Source organism: Allobosea sp. 117, from assembly GCF_000702305.1.
Classification (GTDB): Bacteria; Pseudomonadota; Alphaproteobacteria; order Rhizobiales; family Xanthobacteraceae; genus Ancylobacter.
Map to the genome: position 1 here is coordinate 93,329 of NZ_JNLC01000011.1, position 18,702 is coordinate 112,030.

Genomic DNA, 18,702 nt, shown 5'->3' on the forward strand with positions numbered 1-18,702 from the left:
GCGACAGAAGCAAGCCATGGCCGGACCTCGTCCGGCCATGATGCTTTTCGGCGCCGGCTGGCATCGCGCGAAAGCCCGCATGCGGCATGAACGCCCGCTTCATCGGCCGTTCAGCCGCGCTCATCCAGAGCATGATACCGACCGGGGAAGCACGAAGCGCTTGCAAGCTGCCTTCCGCGGCGGCTCCCTCCCCGCGGATTGCGGCTCTGATGCAGCGTGGCCTTTGACCGATGGACGACTTCGCCGGCCTTCTCCTCCTCGTCGCCCTGTTCCTCATCTTCGGCCTGCGCCGGCGCGTGAAGCGGCTGGAAGCCCGCATCACGGCGCTGGAGAGCGGCATGGTCGCCCCGCCCGAGGCGGCGGCGGTCTCGCCCTTCGCGCCGCAGCCCGAGACGCCGGCGGAACCTCCGGCCACGCCGACGCTGGCCGAAGCGCCCGGCCTGGTGCCGGAGACCGAGGCTCCGGCGGAGCCTGCCACGCCCCCGGCCTCGGGGCTCTCGGTGTTCGCGACGACCCGCGCCGACGAGCCGGGCGATTCCTCCAAGCCGCGTCTCGCCGGCTTCGAGGAGCGCTTCGGCGCCCTGTGGACGGTCTGGCTGGGCGGCCTCGCCTTGGCGCTCGGCGGCATCTTCCTGGTGCGCTACGCCATCGAGGCCGACCTGATCGGCCCCGGCACACGGCTCACCCTCGGCGCGCTGCTGGCGCTCGGCCTGCTCGCCGGCGGCGAATGGCTGCGCCGCTCCGACCGCCGGATCGGCGCCGGCCTGCCGCTCGCCGACGTGCCGGCGATGATCACCGCCGCCGGCACTTCCACCGCCTATGCGGTGGTCTATGCGGCCTATGAGCTCTACGCGCTGCTGCCGCCCGGCGCCGCCTTCGTGCTGCTCGGCCTCGTCGCCCTCGCCACCATGCTGGCCGCACTGCTGCACGGGCCGATCCTCGCGGCGCTGGGGCTCGCCGGCGCCGCCGTCGCGCCGCTGCTGGTCTCCACCGAAACGCCGAGCGCCTGGGGCCTCGCCATTTATATCGCGGTGGTGGTCGCCGCCGCGCTGGGGCTGGCGCGCATCCGGCTGTGGGGCTGGCTCGCCGCTCTCGCGCTCGCCGCCGGCTTCGTCTGGGGCATGGTGCTGCTCGGCATGCCGGACGCGCTCGGCAGCGCGGCGCCGCTCGGCTTCCTGATCGTGGCGATCACCGGCCTCACGACGACCCTGCTGGTGCCCGGCCTGCTGCGGGGACCGCAGCCGGGCGGGGCCGCGCGGCCCGACCCGGTGGCGTCCATCGGCTTCGCGGTCGCGATCCTGCTCGCCGCCTTCCTCACTGTGAAGGCGGAGCAGGGCACAGCCGCCCTGCTGCTGTTCGCGGCCGTCGCGCTCGCCGCCGTAGCCGCCGCCTGGAAGAGCGACGCGGCGCTGGCCGGGCCGCCGGTCGCCGCTCCGGCGGCCGCCTTCGTGTTGGTCGCTTGGGACGTGATGGCACATGGCGGCAGCACCATCGCCGAGCCGGGCAACCTCGCCGGCCTGCTCGACGGGCCGCCGGTGCTGAACGTCGCCGGCTTCTCCACCTTCGGAATCGTGCTCGGCGCCCTGCTCGGCGGCGCCGGCTTCCTCGGGGCGCAACGCGCGACGCGGATCGTGCCGGCGCTGATCTGGAGCGCCACCGCCGTCGCCGGTCCGCTGCTCATCCTGATCGCGGCCTATTGGCGGCTTGAGGGCTTTGGCACCTCCTACGCCTTCGCCGCCGTCGCGCTGATCCTCGCGGCGCTGGGAACGCTGGCGGTCGAACGCCTCTCCGGCGGCGAGGAGCCCGGCTCGCTCGCACCGCCCGCCTTCGCCGGCGCGGCGTTCGCGGCAGGCGCCGTCGGCGCGCTGGCGCTCGGCCTCACCATGGCGCTGGAAAAGGGCTGGCTCACCGTGGGTCTGGCGCTGGCGAGCCTCGGCGTCGCCTGGATCTGGAGCCTGAAGCGCCTGCCGGGGCTGCGCAGCCTCTCCGCTATGGTCGGCCTCGCCGTACTCTCCCGCGTCATCTGGGACCCCACCATCGCTGGCGGCGACCCGGGTCCGACGCCGATCCTCAACTGGCTGCTCTGGGGCTATGGCGTGCCGGCCGCCGCCTTCGCGCTCGCCGCCTGGCGGCTGGGCGGCACCGACTGGGCGCGCCGGGTGCATGAGGGGCTCGCGCTGCTCTTCGCCGTGCTGCTGGCGGTCACGCAGATCCGGCACGCCATCTACGGCACGCTGATCTCGACCGAATTCGGCCTCGCCGAGGTGGGCTCGCTCACCTGTGTCGCGCTCGCCTATGGCACGGTGCTGGAACGCCTGCGCCGCGCCGCGCCGAGCCCGGTCTACGATGTCGGCGCCCTGCTGGCGCTGGCGGGGGCGCTCGCACTCTCCCTCTATGCCCTCACCGTCGAGAACCCGCTGGTCTTCGGGCCTGAGATCGAGGGGGGCTTCGTCAACCTGCTGCTGCTGGCCTATGCGCTGCCGGCGGTGCTGGCGGCGCTGTTGCGACGCGCCGGCGAAGGCCAGCGCGGGAACTGGCACAGCCTCGCTTGCGGCGCGCTCGCCCTGGTGCTCGGCCTCGCCTACATCACGCTGCAGGTGCGGCGGCTGTTCGCCGGGCCGGACCTGTCCGGGCCGGATCCGCAGGGCGCCGAGCTCTACGCCTATTCGGCCGCCTGGCTCGCCTTCGGCATCGCGCTGCTGGTCGCCGGCCTCGTCAGCCGCTCGCGCGCGCTGCGCTTCGCCTCGGCGCTGATCGTGATGCTGACCATCGCCAAGGTGTTCCTGTGGGACATGGCAGACCTCGAAGGCGTGCTGCGGGCACTGTCCTTCATCGGCCTCGGGCTGGTGCTGGTCGGGATCGGCTGGTTGTACCAGCACCTGCTGCTGAAGCGGCGGGCTGCGGCGACGCCGGAAGCGCAACCGCCCGCGTGAGCGGGCGGCGGAAGAAGCGGGAGCGGTTCGAGGCTCAGTCGCCGGCGGCTTCGATCTGCGCGGTCTTGGCGCGGGCCGGCTCGGCGCGGGCGGCATCGCCCTGCGTGCGCCGGCTGGCGAGGCGGGTGCGGCCGGCGCCGTCGCGGGTGAACTCGCACCACATGCGGTCGAAGCCGGCGAGATTGCCGCGGAAGCTCACCTCGGTGGTCTTCTCCACCTCGAAGCAGGGCTGGAAGGCCATGCCCTTCATCTGCGCGCAGACGGAGGCGCCCTTCACCTGCAGCGTGCCGGCCGGCAGCGTCACATAGCGGGGCGAGCCCTTGCCGCGCAGACGGATGGTGCCGGCGACCGAGCCGTCAGCGAGGATGCGGCCGGAGCCGACGCTGCCCTCATAGCAGCGATAGGCGAAGGTGCGGCCGACGACGAAAGCCTTGGCCGCGTCGGCGGTCAGGGTCTCGGCGAAGGCGGGAGCGGCAACCCCGCAGACCGGCGCGGCAGCCAAAGCGGCAAGCAGTGCGATGGAAGGGCGCATGTTCGGGTCCGTCGATCCTTGAGCATCCAACGATGCGCTGCGAAAGCCGTGCCTTGTCAAGGTTCGCGCCGCCCCGCGGCCGGCCGGACCGGCACGCGACGCCCCTCCTGTGGCGCATGCGCAACGCCATGCCGCCCCAAGACACCTTCGACACAGCTTCGCCACAACGCGGCGGCGCCCCGGGGCACTCGCCCCGCGACGTCGCTATGCTGATCGAGCTTGGTTAATGCGAGGCAAACGCCGGACGCGCCGGCGCGCGAAACTCACGCCGTCTGGGGACGGGCGACCGGGCGCTCGACGATCGGCAGGTTGATCACCGCCGAGGCGAAGCTGAGCGCCACCGACAGCCACCAGACGAAATCGTAGGAACCGAGCCGCTCATAGAGCAGCCCGCCGAGCCACACGCCAAGGAAGCCGCCCACCTGATGGCTGAAGAAGGCGAAGCCGTACAGCATGGCGAGGTAGCGCGTGCCGAACATCAGCATGACGAGGCCGGAGGTCGGCGGCACGGTGGAGAGCCACAGCAGGCCGAGCACGATGCCGAAGCCGATCGAGGTGACCGGCGAGGCCGGCAGCAGCACGAAGGCGGCAATTGCGATGCCGCGCGCGAAATAGATCGCCGCCAGCAGCCAGCGCTTCGGCATGCGGCTCGACAGCCAGCCGGAGGAGAGGGAGCCCACCATGTTGGCGAGGCCGATCACCGCCAGCGTCCAGCCGCCAACCTGGATCGAGAGGCCGCGGTCGGTGAGATAGGCCGGCAGATGGGTAGTGACGAAGGCGAGCTGGAAGCCGCAGGTGAAGAAGCCGAGCACGAGGAAGACATAGCTCGGATGGCCGAAAGCCTCGCCGAGGGCGCCACGGATCGACTGCGGCGGCTCCACGCGCGCGCTCGCCGGAGCCGGATTGGCCAGCGCGAAGGCGAAGGGCATCACCAGCAGCATCGAGACGCCGAAGATGATCAGCGTCTCCTGCCAGCCGATCGAGCCGATCAGGCCGGTGGCCAGCGGGGGGAAGAGGAACTGGCCGAACGAGCCGGCCGCCGTGCCGGCGCCGAAGGCGAGCGGGCGCCAGCGCTCGGGCAGCATCTTGCCGAAGGCGGCGAGCACGATATTGAAGGAGCAGCCCGACAGGCCGAAACCGATCAGCACGCCGGCGGACAGATGCAGCAGGCCGGGCGTCGCGGCGAAGGCCATCAGCGCGAGGCCGCCGGCATAGACCAGCGCGCCGGCGCACAGCACGCGGGTGACGCCGAAGCGGTCCGCCACCGCGCCGGCAAAGGGCGTACCGAGGCCCCAGAGCAGGTTCTGGATGGCGATGGCGAGACCGAAGGTGTCGCGCCCCCAACCATATTCATGCGTCATCGGCAGCAGGAAGATGCCCGACGAGGCGCGCGGCCCGAAGGTGAGCATGGCGATCATGCAGCCGCACAGCACCACGAGAAGGGGCGCTCGCGCGGCAAGACTCGGACGCGGTGTGGGGGCCGAAGCGGTGGAGGTCGACATCTGCGTTCCCGGCTGTCTGTCCGCCTCATTGCACGGGCGGGGAACGGAAAATATGCCGCGTTCCCTCATGAGGGAAACGACTATTTGTTAAAGGGTCGATCACCAAAGGCGATGGATCGGTACGCCGGCGTCGGGCCGTCGGCGCGCTGTCCCGATCTCACGGCATCTTCACGGTGAGATAGGGCGCGACCGGCTTCTCACTCGCACCGACCATGGCCGGGGCCTTGTTGCTCACGGGCTTCATGCTCTTGAGATAGGCGGCGAGCGCGGCGGCGTCCTGGTCGGTCAGCTTGGAATAGCTGTGATAGGGCATCACCGGCACCAGCATGCGGCCATCCGGCCGCTCGCCGGTGCGCACCGCCTTCACGATGTCGGCCTCCGACCAGCCGCCGATGCCGGTCTCCTTGTCCGGGGTGAGGTTCGGCGGATAGAAGACGCCGAGATCGGGAATGCCGAAGCCGATGTTCGAACCCGCGAGGAAGCGGGACGCGTCCGGCTTGCCGGCGAGTGCGCCCGGCGTGTGGCAGCCGGTGCAATCCATGATGTGGACGAGATATTCTCCGCGCTGGACGCGCTTGTCAGCACCGGCGGCCGGCGTGGCGAGCAGCGCGCCGAAGGCGATAGCGGCGAGCCCGGAGGCGATCACAGTCTTCGTGTTGAAAACCTGGCGATTGGCTGGGTTCATGATCGGGGTGTCCCTGTTCCGTCGGGGCAGCCCTATGGCGAAGCCGGCGTGAACGGCACTTGAACACCGCGTTCAGAAGACGCTCAGGCGGCGAATGCCGCGGCGGTCACGTCAGCGTCAGGCGGAAGGGATGGCCTTCGAAGGCCTCGCGGCCGCGGCCGATGGCCTCGATGGCGGCGCGCATCCGGCCCTGTCGGCCCAGCACATCGTCGGCGATCGCCACCATCAGCGCATTCGGCGTGGCGCTCGGCGAGGCGGTGCGCAGAGTGCTGGCGATCCCGGCCTCATCGGCATCCGGCTGCAGCGCGCAGGCGGCGATATAGGCCGAGGCGGTGGAGCGCGAGATGCCGGCGAAGCAGTGCACCACCAGCGGCGCCTCGCGCGGCCAGCGGCGCGCAAAGCCGATGATCGCCTCGACATGATCGAGGCTCGGATGGGTCAACCCTTCTTGCGGCGCGACGATGTCGTTGAAGCCGATGAAGAGGTGGTCCTCGGCGGCAACGCCGGCCGGGCGGGCCACCGCGGTGTTGGCATTGATGACGCTGAGCACATGACGCGCGCGGCTCATGCGTACCGTGTCCTGCAGCCGCGACAGTGGGCAGACATAGATCATCGGCCGTCTCCTATCCGACGATGTCGCGGAAGCGCGCCAGGAAGCGCGCCTTCGCCTCATCAGCACTCCAGGGTGCCAGATGGTGCTTCTCGCTCGCCGGATCGAGCGGGAAGGGGTGCCCGAAGAACCCCCGCGCCTCGGCGAGATCGAAGCCGGCGAGCCGCGTGGCCTCGAGGAAGGCGCTGGCGCGGTCGGCCTCCTTGACGACCCGGACCAGTGCCGCCGGCCAGACGGTGGGCAGGCCGAAGCGCAGCGATATGGCGGCGAGCAGACGCGCTTCCACCGCCTTGTAGTCGCCGCCCAGCACCGCCTTGAACGGGCTGATCATGTCGCCGATGACATATTCCGGCGCGTCGTGCAGCAGCACGGCGAGCCGCCAGCGCCGGTCGAGGTCGATCCCGCGCGCCTGCGCCTGCCGCCGCGCGATCAGCTCCACCAGCACTGAGTGCTGCGCCACCGAGAAGATGTTCGGCCCGTGGGTCTGCCCGTTCCAGCGGGCGACGCGGGCGAGGCCGTGGGCGATGTCCTCGACCTCGATGTCGAGCGGCGACGGGTCGAGCAGGTCGAGCCGCCGGCCGGAGAGCATGCGCTGCCAGGCCCGGGGCGGCTTGGCAGCCCTGGTCTTGGCAGCCGGTTTGGCGTGCGGCTTCGGCGGATCGGCCGCGGCGATGGGCTTGGCGTGGGGCCGCGCGGTCATATCCGGTCCGCTCCTGCGGCCCTGCCATGGCGGTGGCAGGCGACGACATGGTCGTCCACCATGCCGACTGCCTGCATGAAGGCGTAGACGATGGTCGGGCCGACGAAGTTGAAGCCGCGCGCCTTCAGTTCCTTCGACATGGCCTGCGCGGCCGGCGAGGTGACGATCGGCGGGTCCTCCGGCCGGCGGCGATTGTCGAGCACCGGGCCGTTGATACCCCAGAGCAGCTTCGAGAAACCCGGCCCCTTCTCCATGATGTCGAGATAGGAACGGGCGGAGCGCACCGTCGCCTCGATCTTGGCGCGGTTGCGCACGATGCCCGGATCGGCCATCAGCACCTCGACCTTCTCCGACCCGTATCGAGCAATGACCTCCGGCTCGAAACTATCGAAGGCGCGGCGGAAATTGTCGCGCTTCCTCAATATGGTGATCCAGGCGAGACCGGCCTGGAAGCCGTCGAGGATCAGCTTCTCGAACAGCGCGCGGTCGTCATATTCCGGCACGCCCCATTCGGTGTCGTGATAGGCGACATAGAGCGGGTCGGTGCCGCACCATTGGCAGCGGGTCAATCCATCGGCGTGGACGTGGACGGTCACGCGGCGCTCCCTCAGGCTGCGGTTTCGGTGCCGGGAATGTCGAAGCGCGCCCAGTCGAGCTTCTCGGGCACCAGCGCGGCGCCGTCCGCCTCGACGATCTGACCGGCCGCGCGGGCCTCGGCCAGCCGGTCGAGCCGCACGAGGGCGAGCACCCGCCCCTCGATGCCGGAGCCGACGCGCCCGATGCCCTTGCCGCCGGCGAGAATCTCGGTGCCTGGCGCGGGCGGCGGGCCACAGACCGCGAAGGGCACGACGCGGGTGCGGGCGGTGCCGCGATGCTGCATGCGGCTGACGATCTCCTGGCCGACATAGCAGCCCTTGTCGAAGTCGATGCCGGTGAGCTGGTCCATGTCCGCCTCGTGGGGGAAGGCGTCGCCATAGAGGAAGTCCCGGCCTCCCTCCGGCACGCCGAGCGCCACGCGGTGCGCCTGCCATTCAGCCTCGTCGACGACGGCCAGATTCGCCGCTTCGCCCTTCGGCAGCAGGAAGCGGCGGCCGAGCGCCGGCAGGCGGGGATCCTCATAAGCGGGGGCGTCGACCACCGGGCTCGCGCCGCCCCAGGCGACGGCGACGGCGAGGTCGTCGAGCGCGCCGATCTCGACCTTGGCGCGCAGCCGGTAGAGCGACAGGCGCTTCAACAGGTCCGGCAGCGCGAGGGCTGGCACGTCGAGCCGGAAGCCGCCCTCGGTGCCGAGTACGAACATGTCCGTGACGATCTTGCCCTGCGGTGTCAGCAGCGCCGCATAGCGCGCCGCGCCCGGCGCCGGCATGCGGGCGGTCAGCAGGTTGTCGAGGAAATGCGTCGCGTCGGGTCCTGCGACCCGCGCCACCGCCCGATCCTTCAGTACCGCGATCGGCATGGATGACTCTCCGCCAGCCCGTCACAGGGCCGTGTGGCAGAGGTAAAGGCTGGGAGCGGTGGCGACAAGGGCGCCGGCGAGCGAGCGTGGCACAGCGGCGCGCGGCAGCGGGCTTATCCGAACCGGCCGGTGACGTAGGACCGCGTCAGCTCGTTCCGTGGTGCCACGAAGAGACGGCCGGAGGCGTCGAACTCGATCAGCTCGCCCAGATACATGAAGGCTGTGTAGTCCGAGACCCGGGCAGCCTGCTGCAGATTGTGGGTGACGATGACGATGGTGTGGTCGGCCCTGAGCTCCGCGATGGTCTCCTCGATCTTCGCCGTGGTGATCGGATCGAGCGCCGAGCACGGCTCGTCCAGCAGGATCACCTCGGGCCGCACCGCGAGGGTGCGGGCGATGCAGAGGCGCTGCTGCTGCCCGCCGGAAAGGCTCAGCCCGCTGGTCGCAAGGATATCGCGCACTTCCTCCCACAGCGCGGCGCGGCGGAGCGCGTCCTCGACCCGCCCGTCCAGCTCGGAGGGGGAGAGTTCCTCGTTGAGCCGTATGCCGAGCGCCACATTGTCGTAGATCGACATGGGGAACGGCGTCGGCTTCTGCATGACCATGCCGACGCGGGTACGCAGCGAGAGCACGTCCATCGAAGGATCTAGCAGGTTCACGCCGTCGAGCAGCACCTCGCCGGCCACGTGCTGGTCGGGATAGAGCTCATAGATGCGGTTGAACACGCGCAGCAGCGTGGACTTGCCGCAGCCGGACGGACCAATCAACGCGGTCACCCTGTTGCGGTAGATCGGCAGCGAGACGTCCCTCAGCGCCACCGTCTCGCCATAGCGGAAGGTGAGGTGCGAGACCTGAAGCTTCACGACAGGATCAGCTGCGACGCCCCGGCCGGCCGAGCCTGCCTCGGAAGGCACGGCGGTTTGCGGCCGCTCCGCGCCTTCGGCGATCATCGCAGCCGGTTCGATCGACATAAGTGCGATGCCCCGCGTTCACTCGACGGCATATTTGCACAGTGCGAAATGCCGGCCTTGCGCTGAATCACGTCATCCGAACGTCATATCCCCATCCCAGCCGCGCCCGTCACGGGCGGAACAGCGGTCCGTTGGTGACGATCAGGCCGCCGCCATGGCCGTTGCCGTTGGGATAGACGCCGCCGAGCACGTCGTCGAAATGGCGGCGCACCAGATCGTTGCAGTTGCAGCTCAGCTCCCGCAGCCGTTCCGGGCTGCCGATGCGCAGCCGCCCGCGCCGCGTCTCCACCGCGCCGGCAGCGCGCAGCGCCTGCACCACGCGGCCGATATAGGAGCGCCCGACGGCGAGATTGGCGGCGAGCTGCTCCTGGGTGAGGCGCAGGTCGGCCTCGCCGGTGCGATCGCGCGCGGCGAGCAGCCATTTCGCGGTGCGCTGCTCGATCGAGTGCGCGGCATTGCAGGCGACCGACTGGAATATCTGCGCCAGCAGGCAGTCGGCATAGCGCGCGAACAGGTTCCTCAGGGTCGGCGAGGCCGCCTTGGCGCGGTCCAGCTCACCGACATCGAGCCTGAGCAGCGGTCCGCCGATCTGCACCACAGCGCGGGCATACGCCGGCAGGCGGCCCTGGCTGACGATGCCGCCGACCGCTCCCTCCCGGCCGATCAGCCCGATCTCGACGGCGCGGCCGTCCTCGAGCAGCACCATGAAGGAGACGACAGCCTGCGCACAGGGAAAATAGACCGTCCGCACGTCCTCGCCCGGCTCGTAGAGTACCGCGCCGGCCGGCCGGTCGATGCGCCGGAGCACGCCGCGGATGAGGGCGAAGTCCGTCTCGCGCAGCGCGCCGAGCAAATTGTTGCCACCCGAGGAGATCCCGTTCGTGCCGGCTCCCGTGCCCTCCGGCGAATCGATATCCCGCATGTTCGATTTCCCTGGCTCCGTCCGCCCGGCTCAACCGGTCGCCCTCTCAATGCGCGAGCCGGCGAAATGTTCACTAGTGCGCAGAACTCGCGCCCCGATGTGTCTAGAAGAATGCAGATGGGTCGCGCATAGCCAGGGCGGGGGGTATCGGGTGAGGAGTGCGGCGCATGACGATTGCAATCCGCGAGCGAGCGATCCGGGCAGGGACCGTGGGCGGCGCGTGCGTCTCCATGGCTGAAGGGCACTCCCGGCCGCGGGCCGATTCCGTCTTCTGGCGGCTCAACGGCATGGCGCGGCCGCTCCGCCGCCATCCCTTTCTCGGCGATCTCGCCGGCCTCGGCCTCCTGCTGCTGGCCTTTCTCACGCGTCTCGCCATCGATCCGGCGCTGCCGCCCGGCTTTCCCTTCATCACCTTCTTCCCGGTGGTGGTGCTCGCCACCTTCCTCGGCGGGCTGCGGCCGGGCATCGTCTGCGCACTGCTCGGCGCGGCCGTCTCCTGGGCGTTCTTCATCGGCCCGGCAAACGGCATGCGGTTCGACGGACCATCGGCGCTGGCCATCGTCTTCTTCCTGTTTGTCTCGGCCATCGATATCGCGCTGGTGCATTTCAGCATCCGGGCGCTGGATCTGCTGGAACAGGAAAAGGAGCTCTCCGCGCAGCTCTACGAGCAGCAGCGCACCCTGTTCCAGGAGCTGCAACACCGTGTCGCCAACAGCATGCAGTTCGTCGCCGGCTTGCTCGCCCTGCACAAGCGCCGCGCGAGCGAGACCGCGGTCGACCCCGGCCTAGTGATCGATGCGGCCCGCGTGCGGATCGAGACCATCGCGCGGATCCATCGGCGGCTGTACGACCCGCAGCGGCTGAATCTGCCGACGGCGCAATATCTCAGCGAGCTCTGCGCCGACCTCATCGCCACCTCGGGCACGTCGGTGAGCTGCGATGTCCGGGCCCCGAACCTGACGCTCAACATGGCACAGCTCACCACGCTGTCGCTGCTGGTCGCGGAAATCGTCACCAACTCGCTGAAGCATGCCTTCACCGCCCAGATGCAGGGGCGCATCGGCATCGTCATCGAAGCCCTGCCGGAACGCCGCTATCGCGTGACCGTCGCCGACAACGGGCGCGGCGTGCCGGCCGGCTTCGATCCGGCGAGCGGCAACAGCCTCGGCTTCCGCATCATCCAGGCGCTCGCCATGCAGCTCGGCGGCACGGTGAAATATTCCGGTGGCGGCGGCACGCGCGTCGAGATCGAGTTCGCCCTCGCCTGAGGTCCGGCCATTCCCGCCGGCGGCAAGTTGGTCTGGAGCCCTTTCCGATCAGGTGGGATCACCTGATCGAGAAGAAAGTGCTCTCACTCAATAGTTTGGAGCATGTTCTCATCGCGAAAGTCTTTCAACTTTCGCGGAACATGCTCTAAGACGCGGCGCTCCCTGACCGCGCGAGGCTCCCCATGACCCAGACCTTCGACCTACTGCTCAAGGGCGGCACGGTGGTGAACCAGGACGGGACGGCGCCGCGCGACGTCGGCGTGAAGGACGGCCGGATCGCCGGCATCGGCAGCTTCGACGCCCGCCAAGCCGGCGAGACGATCGACTGCACGGGGCTGCACATATTGCCGGGCGTCATCGACACCCAGGTGCATTTCCGCGAGCCGGGGCTCACTCACAAGGAAGACCTCGAATCGGGTTCGCGCGCGGCGGTGATGGGCGGCGTGACGGCGGTGTTCGAGATGCCGAACACCAATCCGCTCACCATCTCGGGCGAGGCGCTCGCCGCCAAGATAGCGGCCGCCACGAATCGCATGCATTGCGACTTCGCCTTCTTCGTCGGCGGCACGCATGACAATGTGAAGGACCTGCCGGAGCTGGAGATGCTGCCGGGCGTGCCCGGGGTGAAGGTCTTCATCGGCTCCTCCACCGGCTCGCTGCTGGTGGCCGACGATCCGGGGGTCAGGGCGATCCTCAAGGTGATCCGCCGCCGCGCCGCCTTCCACTGCGAGGACGAACCGCGGCTTTCCGAGCGCAAGGGGCTACGGGTGGCAGGCGATGCCTCCTCGCACCCGGTGTGGCGCGACGAGATCGCCGCGCTCACCGCCACCACCCGGCTCGTCAATCTCGCGCGCGAGGAGGGCAAGCGCGTGCATGTGCTGCACGTCACGTCCGCCGAGGAGATGGCGTTCCTGCGCGACCACAAGGACGTCGCCACCGTCGAGGTGACGCCGCACCACCTCACCATGGATTCGAGCTGGTACGGGCGGCTCGGCAGCCTCGTGCAGATGAACCCGCCGGTGCGCGAGGCGCGCCATCGCGCGGCGCTGTGGGACGCGCTGTCGGAAGGGGTCGTCGACGTGCTCGGTTCGGATCACGCGCCGCACACGCTGGAGGAGAAGGCCAAGCCCTATCCCGACAGCCCCTCCGGCATGACCGGCGTGCAGACGCTGGTGCCGATGATGCTGGACCATGTGAATGCCGGGCGGCTCTCGCTGGAGCGCTTCGTCGACCTGTCCAGCGCCGGGCCGGCGCGCATCTTCGACATCGCCACCAAGGGCCGCATCGCGGTCGGCTACGACGCCGACTTCACGGTGGTCGACCTGAAGCGGCGCGAGACCATCCGCAACGAATGGATCGCCTCCAAGGCCGGCTGGACGCCCTATGACGGCGTCGAGGTCACCGGCTGGCCGATCGGCACGCTCATACGCGGGCTGAAGGTGATGTGGGAGGGCGAGCTGACCGCGCCGTCGCGCGGGCGGCCGGTGCGGTTCCTGGAGACGCTGAAGAAGGCGTGAGGCGGCCTCTGGCCCTCTAGAAATGCCACGCCATCCTGAGGTGCGAGCGCAAGCTCGCCTCGAAGGATGCTTCTTGCGAGCACCCGGACAACCATCCTTCGAGGCTCGGGCGATGCCCGAGCACCTCAGGATGACGGCCGGCCGGATGGGCAGGAGATGGGCCGACACCCTCAACCCGCGCAGGCGGCACGGATATCGTCCGCCAGCGCGTCGACCCGCACGGGGTCGGCATCCCAGGCGAACATGAATCGGGCGCCGCCGCCGATGAAGGTGTAGAAGCGCCAGCCCTTCGCCCGCAGCGCCTCCAGCACCGGTTCCGGCGCGCGCAGGAAGACGCCGTTGGCCTCGACCGGGAACATCAGCTCTATCTCCGGCAACCCCGCGACGGCGGCGGCGAGGCGCGCCGCGCAATCATTGGCATGGCGGGCATTGGCGAGCCACGCGCCCGAGCCGAGCAGGCCGACCCACGGCGCGGAGAGGAAGCGCATCTTCGAGGCGAGCTGACCGGCCTGCTTGCAGCGATAATCGAAATCCTGCGCCAGCGCGGGATCGAAGAACAGCACCGCCTCGCCGACCGCCATGCCGTTCTTGGTACCGCCGAAGCACAGCACGTCCACGCCAGCCTTCCACGTGATGTCGGCTGGCGCGCAGCCGAGCGCGGCGCAGGCATGGGCGAAGCGGGCGCCGTCCATGTGCAGCTTCAGGCCGAGCTCGCGGCACATGGCCGACAGCGCCCGCACCTCCTCGACGGTGTAGACCTGACCCGTCTCGGTCGGCTGGGTAATCGTCACCACGCGCGGCTTGGGGAAATGGATGTCGGTGCGGCTGACGGCGAGAGCGCGCACGGCATCGGGCGTCAGCTTGCCGTCCGGCGTCGGCACGATCAGCAGCTTCGAGCCGTTGGAGAAGAACTCCGGCGCGCCGCATTCATCGGTCTCGACATGGGCAGAGGAGGCGCAGATCACGCTGTGATAGGACTGGCACAGCGAGGCCAGTGCCAGCGAGTTCGCCGCCGTGCCGTTGAAAGCGAAGAACACCTCGCAGGGCGTCTCGAACAACGCGCGGAAGGCGTCGGAGGCCTGCGTCGTCCATTCGTCGTCGCCATAGGCGGGCGCCGAGCCGCGGTTCGCCGCCTCCATCGCCGCCCAGGCCTCGGGGCAGATACCGGCATAGTTGTCGCTGGCGAATTGCTGGGCGTCGGTCATGGCGGACAAGCCTTCTCCTGTCTGAACGCAGGGAGGCGGAACGACGTGCATGGATGGAGCGAGCCCGTTTGTTGCCGGTCCGGCCACATCCCTCCACTATCCGGAGGCACCACCTTGCCCGGGAGCAGGTTGGTGCCGGGCGTCGGCCCGACTCTTGATGCGGGCGCGGTGATACGCGATCGCGCGGCAACGGGCAACCGTCAGTACATCACTTCCGCCAGATAGAGCCCGGCGGAGGGCGCCATCGGACCACAGCGGGTGCGGTCGCGCGCCTCCAGCGCGGCGGTGACGTCCTCGGGTGTCCAGGCGCCCTCGCCGACCTTGACGATGGTGCCGACCATGGAGCGCACCTGATGGTGCAGGAAGGAGCGCGCCGCAGCGTGCACGCGCAGCTCCTGCCCGAAGGCGCCGGGCAGCGCCTCGACCTCCAGCCGGTCGAGCGTCTTGACCGGCGAGGCTGCCTGGCAGTCGGCAGCGCGGAAGGTGGTGAAGTCGTGCCGGCCGACGAGACGCCGCGCCGCCTCCTGCATCGCCGGCGCATCGAGCGGGCGCGGCAGCTTCCACGCGCGGTCGCGCTCCAGCGCGAGGTCGGCCCGCCGGCAGATCAGCCGGTAGACATAGCGGCGGCCGACCGCCGAGAAGCGGGCGTGGAAATCGTCCTCCGCCCGCTCGGCGGCGAGGATGGCGACGGGCGCGGGGCGCAGATGCGCGTTCAGCGCGTCGCGGACGGTGTCCGGCCGCCAGTCCTTCGCAAGGTCGAGATGCGCCACCTGGCCGGTGGCGTGCACGCCGGCATCGGTGCGGCCGGCGCCCTGCACATGCACCCGCTCGCCCGACAGGCGCTCGACCGCCGTCTCCAGCACGCCCTGCACCGACAGCCCCACGGCCTGGCGCTGCCAGCCGACGAAGGGCGTGCCGTCATATTCGATGGTGAGCTTGTAGCGGGGCATCAGTTTCTCGCGGGGCTGGGCGCTGTCTAGCGCCGCCGGCGCGTTCCGTCACCTCGCCTCGCTCCGTCGGACCGTCATGGCCGCCTCTGAGCTGCGGGCGGCGAACGTGGCGACAGGAATGTGATGGCCGCGGATGGCACGGCGCTTGCGAAATTGGCGCGAGACTGGAAAAGCGTTCCTTAGCGGGACAGGGATCAGAGCACATGTCGGGCAAGGCTTCCTCCACGGCGTATAGCGCCGATGCCGGGTTGGGTGGTGTCGGCAGGCCGCCGCGCGTCGACTGGGTCGACATGGCGAAGGGCTTCTGCATCGTCTTCGTGGTGATGATGCATTCCACTCTCGGGGTGGAGGACGCCGCCGAGCGCACCGGCTTCATGGGCTATGTCGTGGCCTTCGCGCGGCCTTTCCGCATGCCGGATTTCTTCCTGATCTCAGGGCTTTTCCTCGCCCGGGTGATCGACCGCGACTGGCGCACCTATCTCGACCGCAAGGTGGTGCACTTCCTCTATTTCTACGTGATCTGGTTCACCATCCAGTTCGCCTTCAAGGCGCCGGGCATGGCCGCCGACGAGGGCTGGGGCGCGCTGCCCGGGCTCTATCTGCTCGGCTATATCGAGCCCTTCGGCACGCTGTGGTTCATCTATCTGCTGCCGATCTTCTTCGTAGTGACCAAGCTGACCCGGCGTGTCCCGATCTGGGTCATGCTGCCGATCGCGGCGGCGCTGGAGATGATGACCATCGAGACCGGCTGGATCGTCATCGACGAATTCGCCGAGCGCTTCGTGTTCTTCTATGTCGGCTATGTCTTCGCGCCGCAGGTCTTCGCGCTGGCCGGCCGCGCCCAGAACGCGCCGCTCGCGGGCATCGCCGGACTGCTCGCCTGGGGCCTGCTGAACGGCTTTCTGGTGTTCGCCGGCTATGCCATGCTTCCCGGGGTGAGCCTCGCGCTCGGTCTCATCGGCGCCGCCGCCGTGGTCACGCTTTGCGCGCTTCTGGCAAGAAGCGGCGCCTTCGGCTGGCTGGAATATGCGGGGCGCAACTCGATCGTCGTCTATCTCGCCTTCTTCCTGCCGATGGCGATCACCCGCGTGGTGCTGCTGAAAACCGGCATCATCGAGGATATTGGCGTCGTCTCGCTGATCGTCACAGCCGCGGGGGTGGTGACGCCGCTGATCTTCCACGCGCTGGTGCGCAACACCCCGCTGAAGTTCCTGTTCGAGCGGCCGGAGCGCTTCAAGATCGAGCGGCGGCCGGACGGCGCGGCGCTGCAGCCGGCCGAGTAGCGCCGGGCTGGGCACTCGCCTGGCGCCCGCCTTCCCCGATCAGGTGCTGCCGCCGACGGGCGCGGGCTCGGCCTGCCCGGCGAGATCGGGGCCTGAGCCGGCCTCGGCGAGAACGTCGCGGTTCATCGCCTTCAGACGGTTCTCTTGCCGCCGCCGCGCATAGGGCGTGCTGCGCGCGGCGGTCTCGTGCACGAGCGGATCGTGGGCCGCCTCAACGGCGGCGATCGCCTCGTCCGCATAGGGATAGAGATCCTGCTTGCCCCAGACCCGCCAGGCCTTGGCGACGCTGAGGCGCAGCCGGCCATAGGTGTAGACGTACGCGGCGAGGGTACGTGCCGAGCGCCAGCCATAGCGGGCGTAGAACGTGACCGGGTTCTCGCGCGGCAGGCCATAGCGCCGCTCGTGCCGGTCGATGATGCGCCCGAGGCCGAACTCGGCGAAGGCGACGCCCTCGTAGCGCGGTCCCTGGCGATAGGCGATCAGGTTGTACATGGTGGTCAGGCGCATGCCGTTCCTGAGCTGCACCCGCCGTTTGAACACCCGCTCCATATGCGCGAAATCGTAATAGCGCCGGCTGGCCTCGTCGAAGACGGCGTCGAGCTCGGCGTCGCTCATGCGCGGATGGTGGGTGACGCGGTGGTTGAGGTCGTATTTGTTGAAGTCGGGGTCCATCCACACCCCGGCCTGCTTCATCTTCTTGTGGTCCTCGCTGCCCGGCAGCGGCGTCAGGATGTTGAAGTAGAGCACGTCGATCGCCAGCTCGCGCTTGATCAGGTCGACGTCGCGCAGGATCGACTCCCGCGTGTCGGCGGGAAAGCCGATGATGTAGCCGCAACTGATGACCACCGGGTGGCGCTTCCACTCCAGCACCATCTCGCGATATTCCTCGATGCGGTTCTGGCGCTTCTTCGCGGCTTCCAGATTGTCCGGGTTGATGTTCTCCAGCCCGATGAAGACCAGCCGCACCCCGGCCGCCACCACCTTGTCGATGAAGCCCGGAATACGGTGGGCCATGGTATCGACCTGGATCAGCAGCCGGACCTCCAGCCCCTCCTTTTCCCGCAGCTCGATCAGCCGGTCGCAATAGGCCTCCCAGTTGCGGTTGCGGGCGAAATTGTCGTCGGTGACGAAGAATTTGGTGACGCCCTCGGCAGCGTTCAGCCGCACGATGGACTCCAGCTCGTCGGCGGTGCGGAACCGGCTCTTGCGGCCCTGCACGTTGATAATGGTGCAGAAGGAGCATTCGAACGGGCAGCCGCGCCCGAGGTCGAAGCTCGACCAGTGCGTGAACGAGCGGCGCACGGTCGCGCCGGGAAGGAGCGGCACCGGCACGCCCTGCAGGCTGGGCTGGTCGTCGAGGTGGTTGTAGATCGGCTTCAGGGTGTCGTCGAAGGCGTCGCGCAGCACCTCGTCGAGGCGATCGGGCTCGGCTTCGCCGGCGAACTGGCTGACGCCGAGCTCCCGCGCGAGGGCCAGCTCCTCGGCATCCTCGCCGAGCATGGCGATGCAGCCCGAGACGTGGAAGCCGCCGATGCAGACGGGCACGCCGGCCTGCCGCAGCGGGCGCGCGATGTCCATCGCGCGGGGAAATTGATTGGTCTGCACGCCGACCAGCATAACGATGGCCCGCGTGCCCTCGGCGCGGTGGCTCCGCAATATGGCGGGAATGTCGACCCGTGTGTTGGTCTCGTCGATCGCGTGCACCCGCGTCTCGACGTCCGGACCGAACACGCGGCGCTCCATGGCGTCCACCACGAGAGCGCTGACGCAGGCGAGCGAATTGGACGGGATGGCCGAGCGGATCCAGCGGATCGGGTAGCCGTCATCGTCATAGCGGGTGGCCTTGATCAGCCAGATATCGACGTGTCTCACAGAGGCCGGAGAAGAAAGACCTCCGGTTTTTCCCGCGATCGATGGCAGATCCAGCATCCAGGTGCTCCCCAACCCAGTGTAGAGGCCAGTCTAGATTTCTTCTATCTATCCCTCAACCTGCAAGCAAGAAACGTGCCCGCATCAAGCGGGGGTGGTATCGACAAACATCATGCGCACCGGGCGATCACCGGTTTACGACGCTGCCGAAAGATCATGCTTCCGCCTGACGATCCATGCCTCAGGCGGCGAAATTGAGACCGGTCCCCTAAACGCGGTCCTGCCCGCCGCGCCCGGTT

16 protein-coding genes and 1 riboswitch are annotated in these 18,702 nt (G+C 69.2%); of the genes, 4 read left to right on the plus strand and 12 right to left on the minus strand.

From position 1 onward, the window contains the following. The first annotated feature begins 230 nt into the window (after positions 1 to 230). Positions 231 to 2,933: a DUF2339 domain-containing protein gene (locus tag U742_RS0107125; protein ID WP_029351469.1), complete on the plus strand. Its 2,703-nt coding sequence runs from the start codon at positions 231 to 233 to the stop codon at positions 2,931 to 2,933. Positions 2,934 to 2,967: 34 nt separating this feature from the next. Here U742_RS0107125 and U742_RS0107130 read toward each other — a convergent pair whose 3' ends face one another. The 9 genes from U742_RS0107130 to U742_RS0107170 all read right to left on the minus strand — a co-directional run bounded on the left by U742_RS0107130 (position 2,968) and on the right by U742_RS0107170 (position 10,311). Continuing rightward, positions 2,968 to 3,465 carry a hypothetical protein gene (locus U742_RS0107130; RefSeq protein ID WP_029351471.1) on the minus strand — a complete coding sequence of 166 codons (498 nt, stop codon included), beginning with the start codon at positions 3,463 to 3,465 and terminating at the stop codon, positions 2,968 to 2,970. 263 nt (positions 3,466 to 3,728) lie between these two features. Further along, positions 3,729 to 4,967, minus strand: coding sequence for an MFS transporter (locus tag U742_RS0107135; RefSeq protein ID WP_029351473.1), 1,239 nt, complete (start codon positions 4,965 to 4,967; stop codon positions 3,729 to 3,731). A 157-nt stretch (positions 4,968 to 5,124) separates the two neighbouring features. Next, positions 5,125 to 5,652 (minus strand): c-type cytochrome, encoded by a 528-nt coding sequence (locus U742_RS0107140; RefSeq protein ID WP_029351475.1) that lies wholly within the window; start codon positions 5,650 to 5,652, stop codon positions 5,125 to 5,127. 106 nt (positions 5,653 to 5,758) lie between these two features. Further along, positions 5,759 to 6,265, minus strand: coding sequence for a tyrosine phosphatase family protein (locus U742_RS0107145; RefSeq protein ID WP_029351477.1), 507 nt, complete (start codon positions 6,263 to 6,265; stop codon positions 5,759 to 5,761). Positions 6,266 to 6,275: 10 nt separating this feature from the next. Next, a complete protein-coding gene (locus tag U742_RS0107150; protein ID WP_156034174.1) occupies positions 6,276 to 6,851 on the minus strand; it encodes an HD domain-containing protein in 576 nt (191 codons plus the stop codon). Between the two features lie 107 nt (positions 6,852 to 6,958). Then, positions 6,959 to 7,558: a DNA-3-methyladenine glycosylase I gene (locus U742_RS0107155; protein WP_029351480.1), complete on the minus strand. Its 600-nt coding sequence runs from the start codon at positions 7,556 to 7,558 to the stop codon at positions 6,959 to 6,961. A gap of 11 nt (positions 7,559 to 7,569) precedes the next feature. Beyond that, positions 7,570 to 8,418 (minus strand): CAF17-like 4Fe-4S cluster assembly/insertion protein YgfZ, encoded by an 849-nt coding sequence (locus U742_RS0107160; RefSeq protein ID WP_029351482.1) that lies wholly within the window; start codon positions 8,416 to 8,418, stop codon positions 7,570 to 7,572. Between the two features lie 113 nt (positions 8,419 to 8,531). Continuing rightward, the gene (gene pstB / locus U742_RS0107165) at positions 8,532 to 9,281 is read right to left on the minus strand and encodes a phosphate ABC transporter ATP-binding protein PstB (protein ID WP_248310294.1); all 750 of its coding nucleotides are present in this window, start codon (positions 9,279 to 9,281) and stop codon (positions 8,532 to 8,534) included. Positions 9,282 to 9,498: 217 nt separating this feature from the next. Further along, positions 9,499 to 10,311 carry a Crp/Fnr family transcriptional regulator gene (locus U742_RS0107170; protein ID WP_029351486.1) on the minus strand — a complete coding sequence of 271 codons (813 nt, stop codon included), beginning with the start codon at positions 10,309 to 10,311 and terminating at the stop codon, positions 9,499 to 9,501. A gap of 167 nt (positions 10,312 to 10,478) precedes the next feature. Here U742_RS0107170 and U742_RS0107175 point away from each other — a divergent pair, with 167 nt between their 5' ends. Both U742_RS0107175 and U742_RS0107180 read left to right on the plus strand, forming a co-directional pair. Next, the gene (locus U742_RS0107175) at positions 10,479 to 11,579 is read left to right on the plus strand and encodes a sensor histidine kinase (protein ID WP_051660933.1); all 1,101 of its coding nucleotides are present in this window, start codon (positions 10,479 to 10,481) and stop codon (positions 11,577 to 11,579) included. A gap of 182 nt (positions 11,580 to 11,761) precedes the next feature. Then, positions 11,762 to 13,096, plus strand: a complete 1,335-nt coding sequence (locus tag U742_RS0107180) for a dihydroorotase (RefSeq protein ID WP_029351490.1) — start codon at positions 11,762 to 11,764, stop codon at positions 13,094 to 13,096. A 170-nt stretch (positions 13,097 to 13,266) separates the two neighbouring features. On the opposite strand, the gene U742_RS0107185 is transcribed toward U742_RS0107180, so the two are convergent. Both U742_RS0107185 and truA read right to left on the minus strand, forming a co-directional pair. Next, entirely contained in the window at positions 13,267 to 14,301 is a 1,035-nt protein-coding gene (locus U742_RS0107185; protein ID WP_029351492.1) for a threonine aldolase family protein, read from the minus strand. A gap of 57 nt (positions 14,302 to 14,358) precedes the next feature. Then, a riboswitch (SAM-I-IV-variant riboswitch) is annotated at positions 14,359 to 14,467 on the minus strand. A gap of 34 nt (positions 14,468 to 14,501) precedes the next feature. Then, entirely contained in the window at positions 14,502 to 15,251 is a 750-nt protein-coding gene (gene truA, locus U742_RS0107190; protein ID WP_029351495.1) for a tRNA pseudouridine(38-40) synthase TruA, read from the minus strand. 290 nt (positions 15,252 to 15,541) lie between these two features. On the opposite strand from truA, the gene U742_RS0107195 reads away from it, so the two are divergent. Continuing rightward, positions 15,542 to 16,534 (plus strand): acyltransferase family protein, encoded by a 993-nt coding sequence (locus U742_RS0107195; protein ID WP_248310314.1) that lies wholly within the window; start codon positions 15,542 to 15,544, stop codon positions 16,532 to 16,534. A 39-nt stretch (positions 16,535 to 16,573) separates the two neighbouring features. Here U742_RS0107195 and U742_RS0107200 read toward each other — a convergent pair whose 3' ends face one another. After that, positions 16,574 to 18,406, minus strand: coding sequence for a B12-binding domain-containing radical SAM protein (locus U742_RS0107200; RefSeq protein WP_248310295.1), 1,833 nt, complete (start codon positions 18,404 to 18,406; stop codon positions 16,574 to 16,576). Positions 18,407 to 18,702 lie beyond the last annotated feature (296 nt).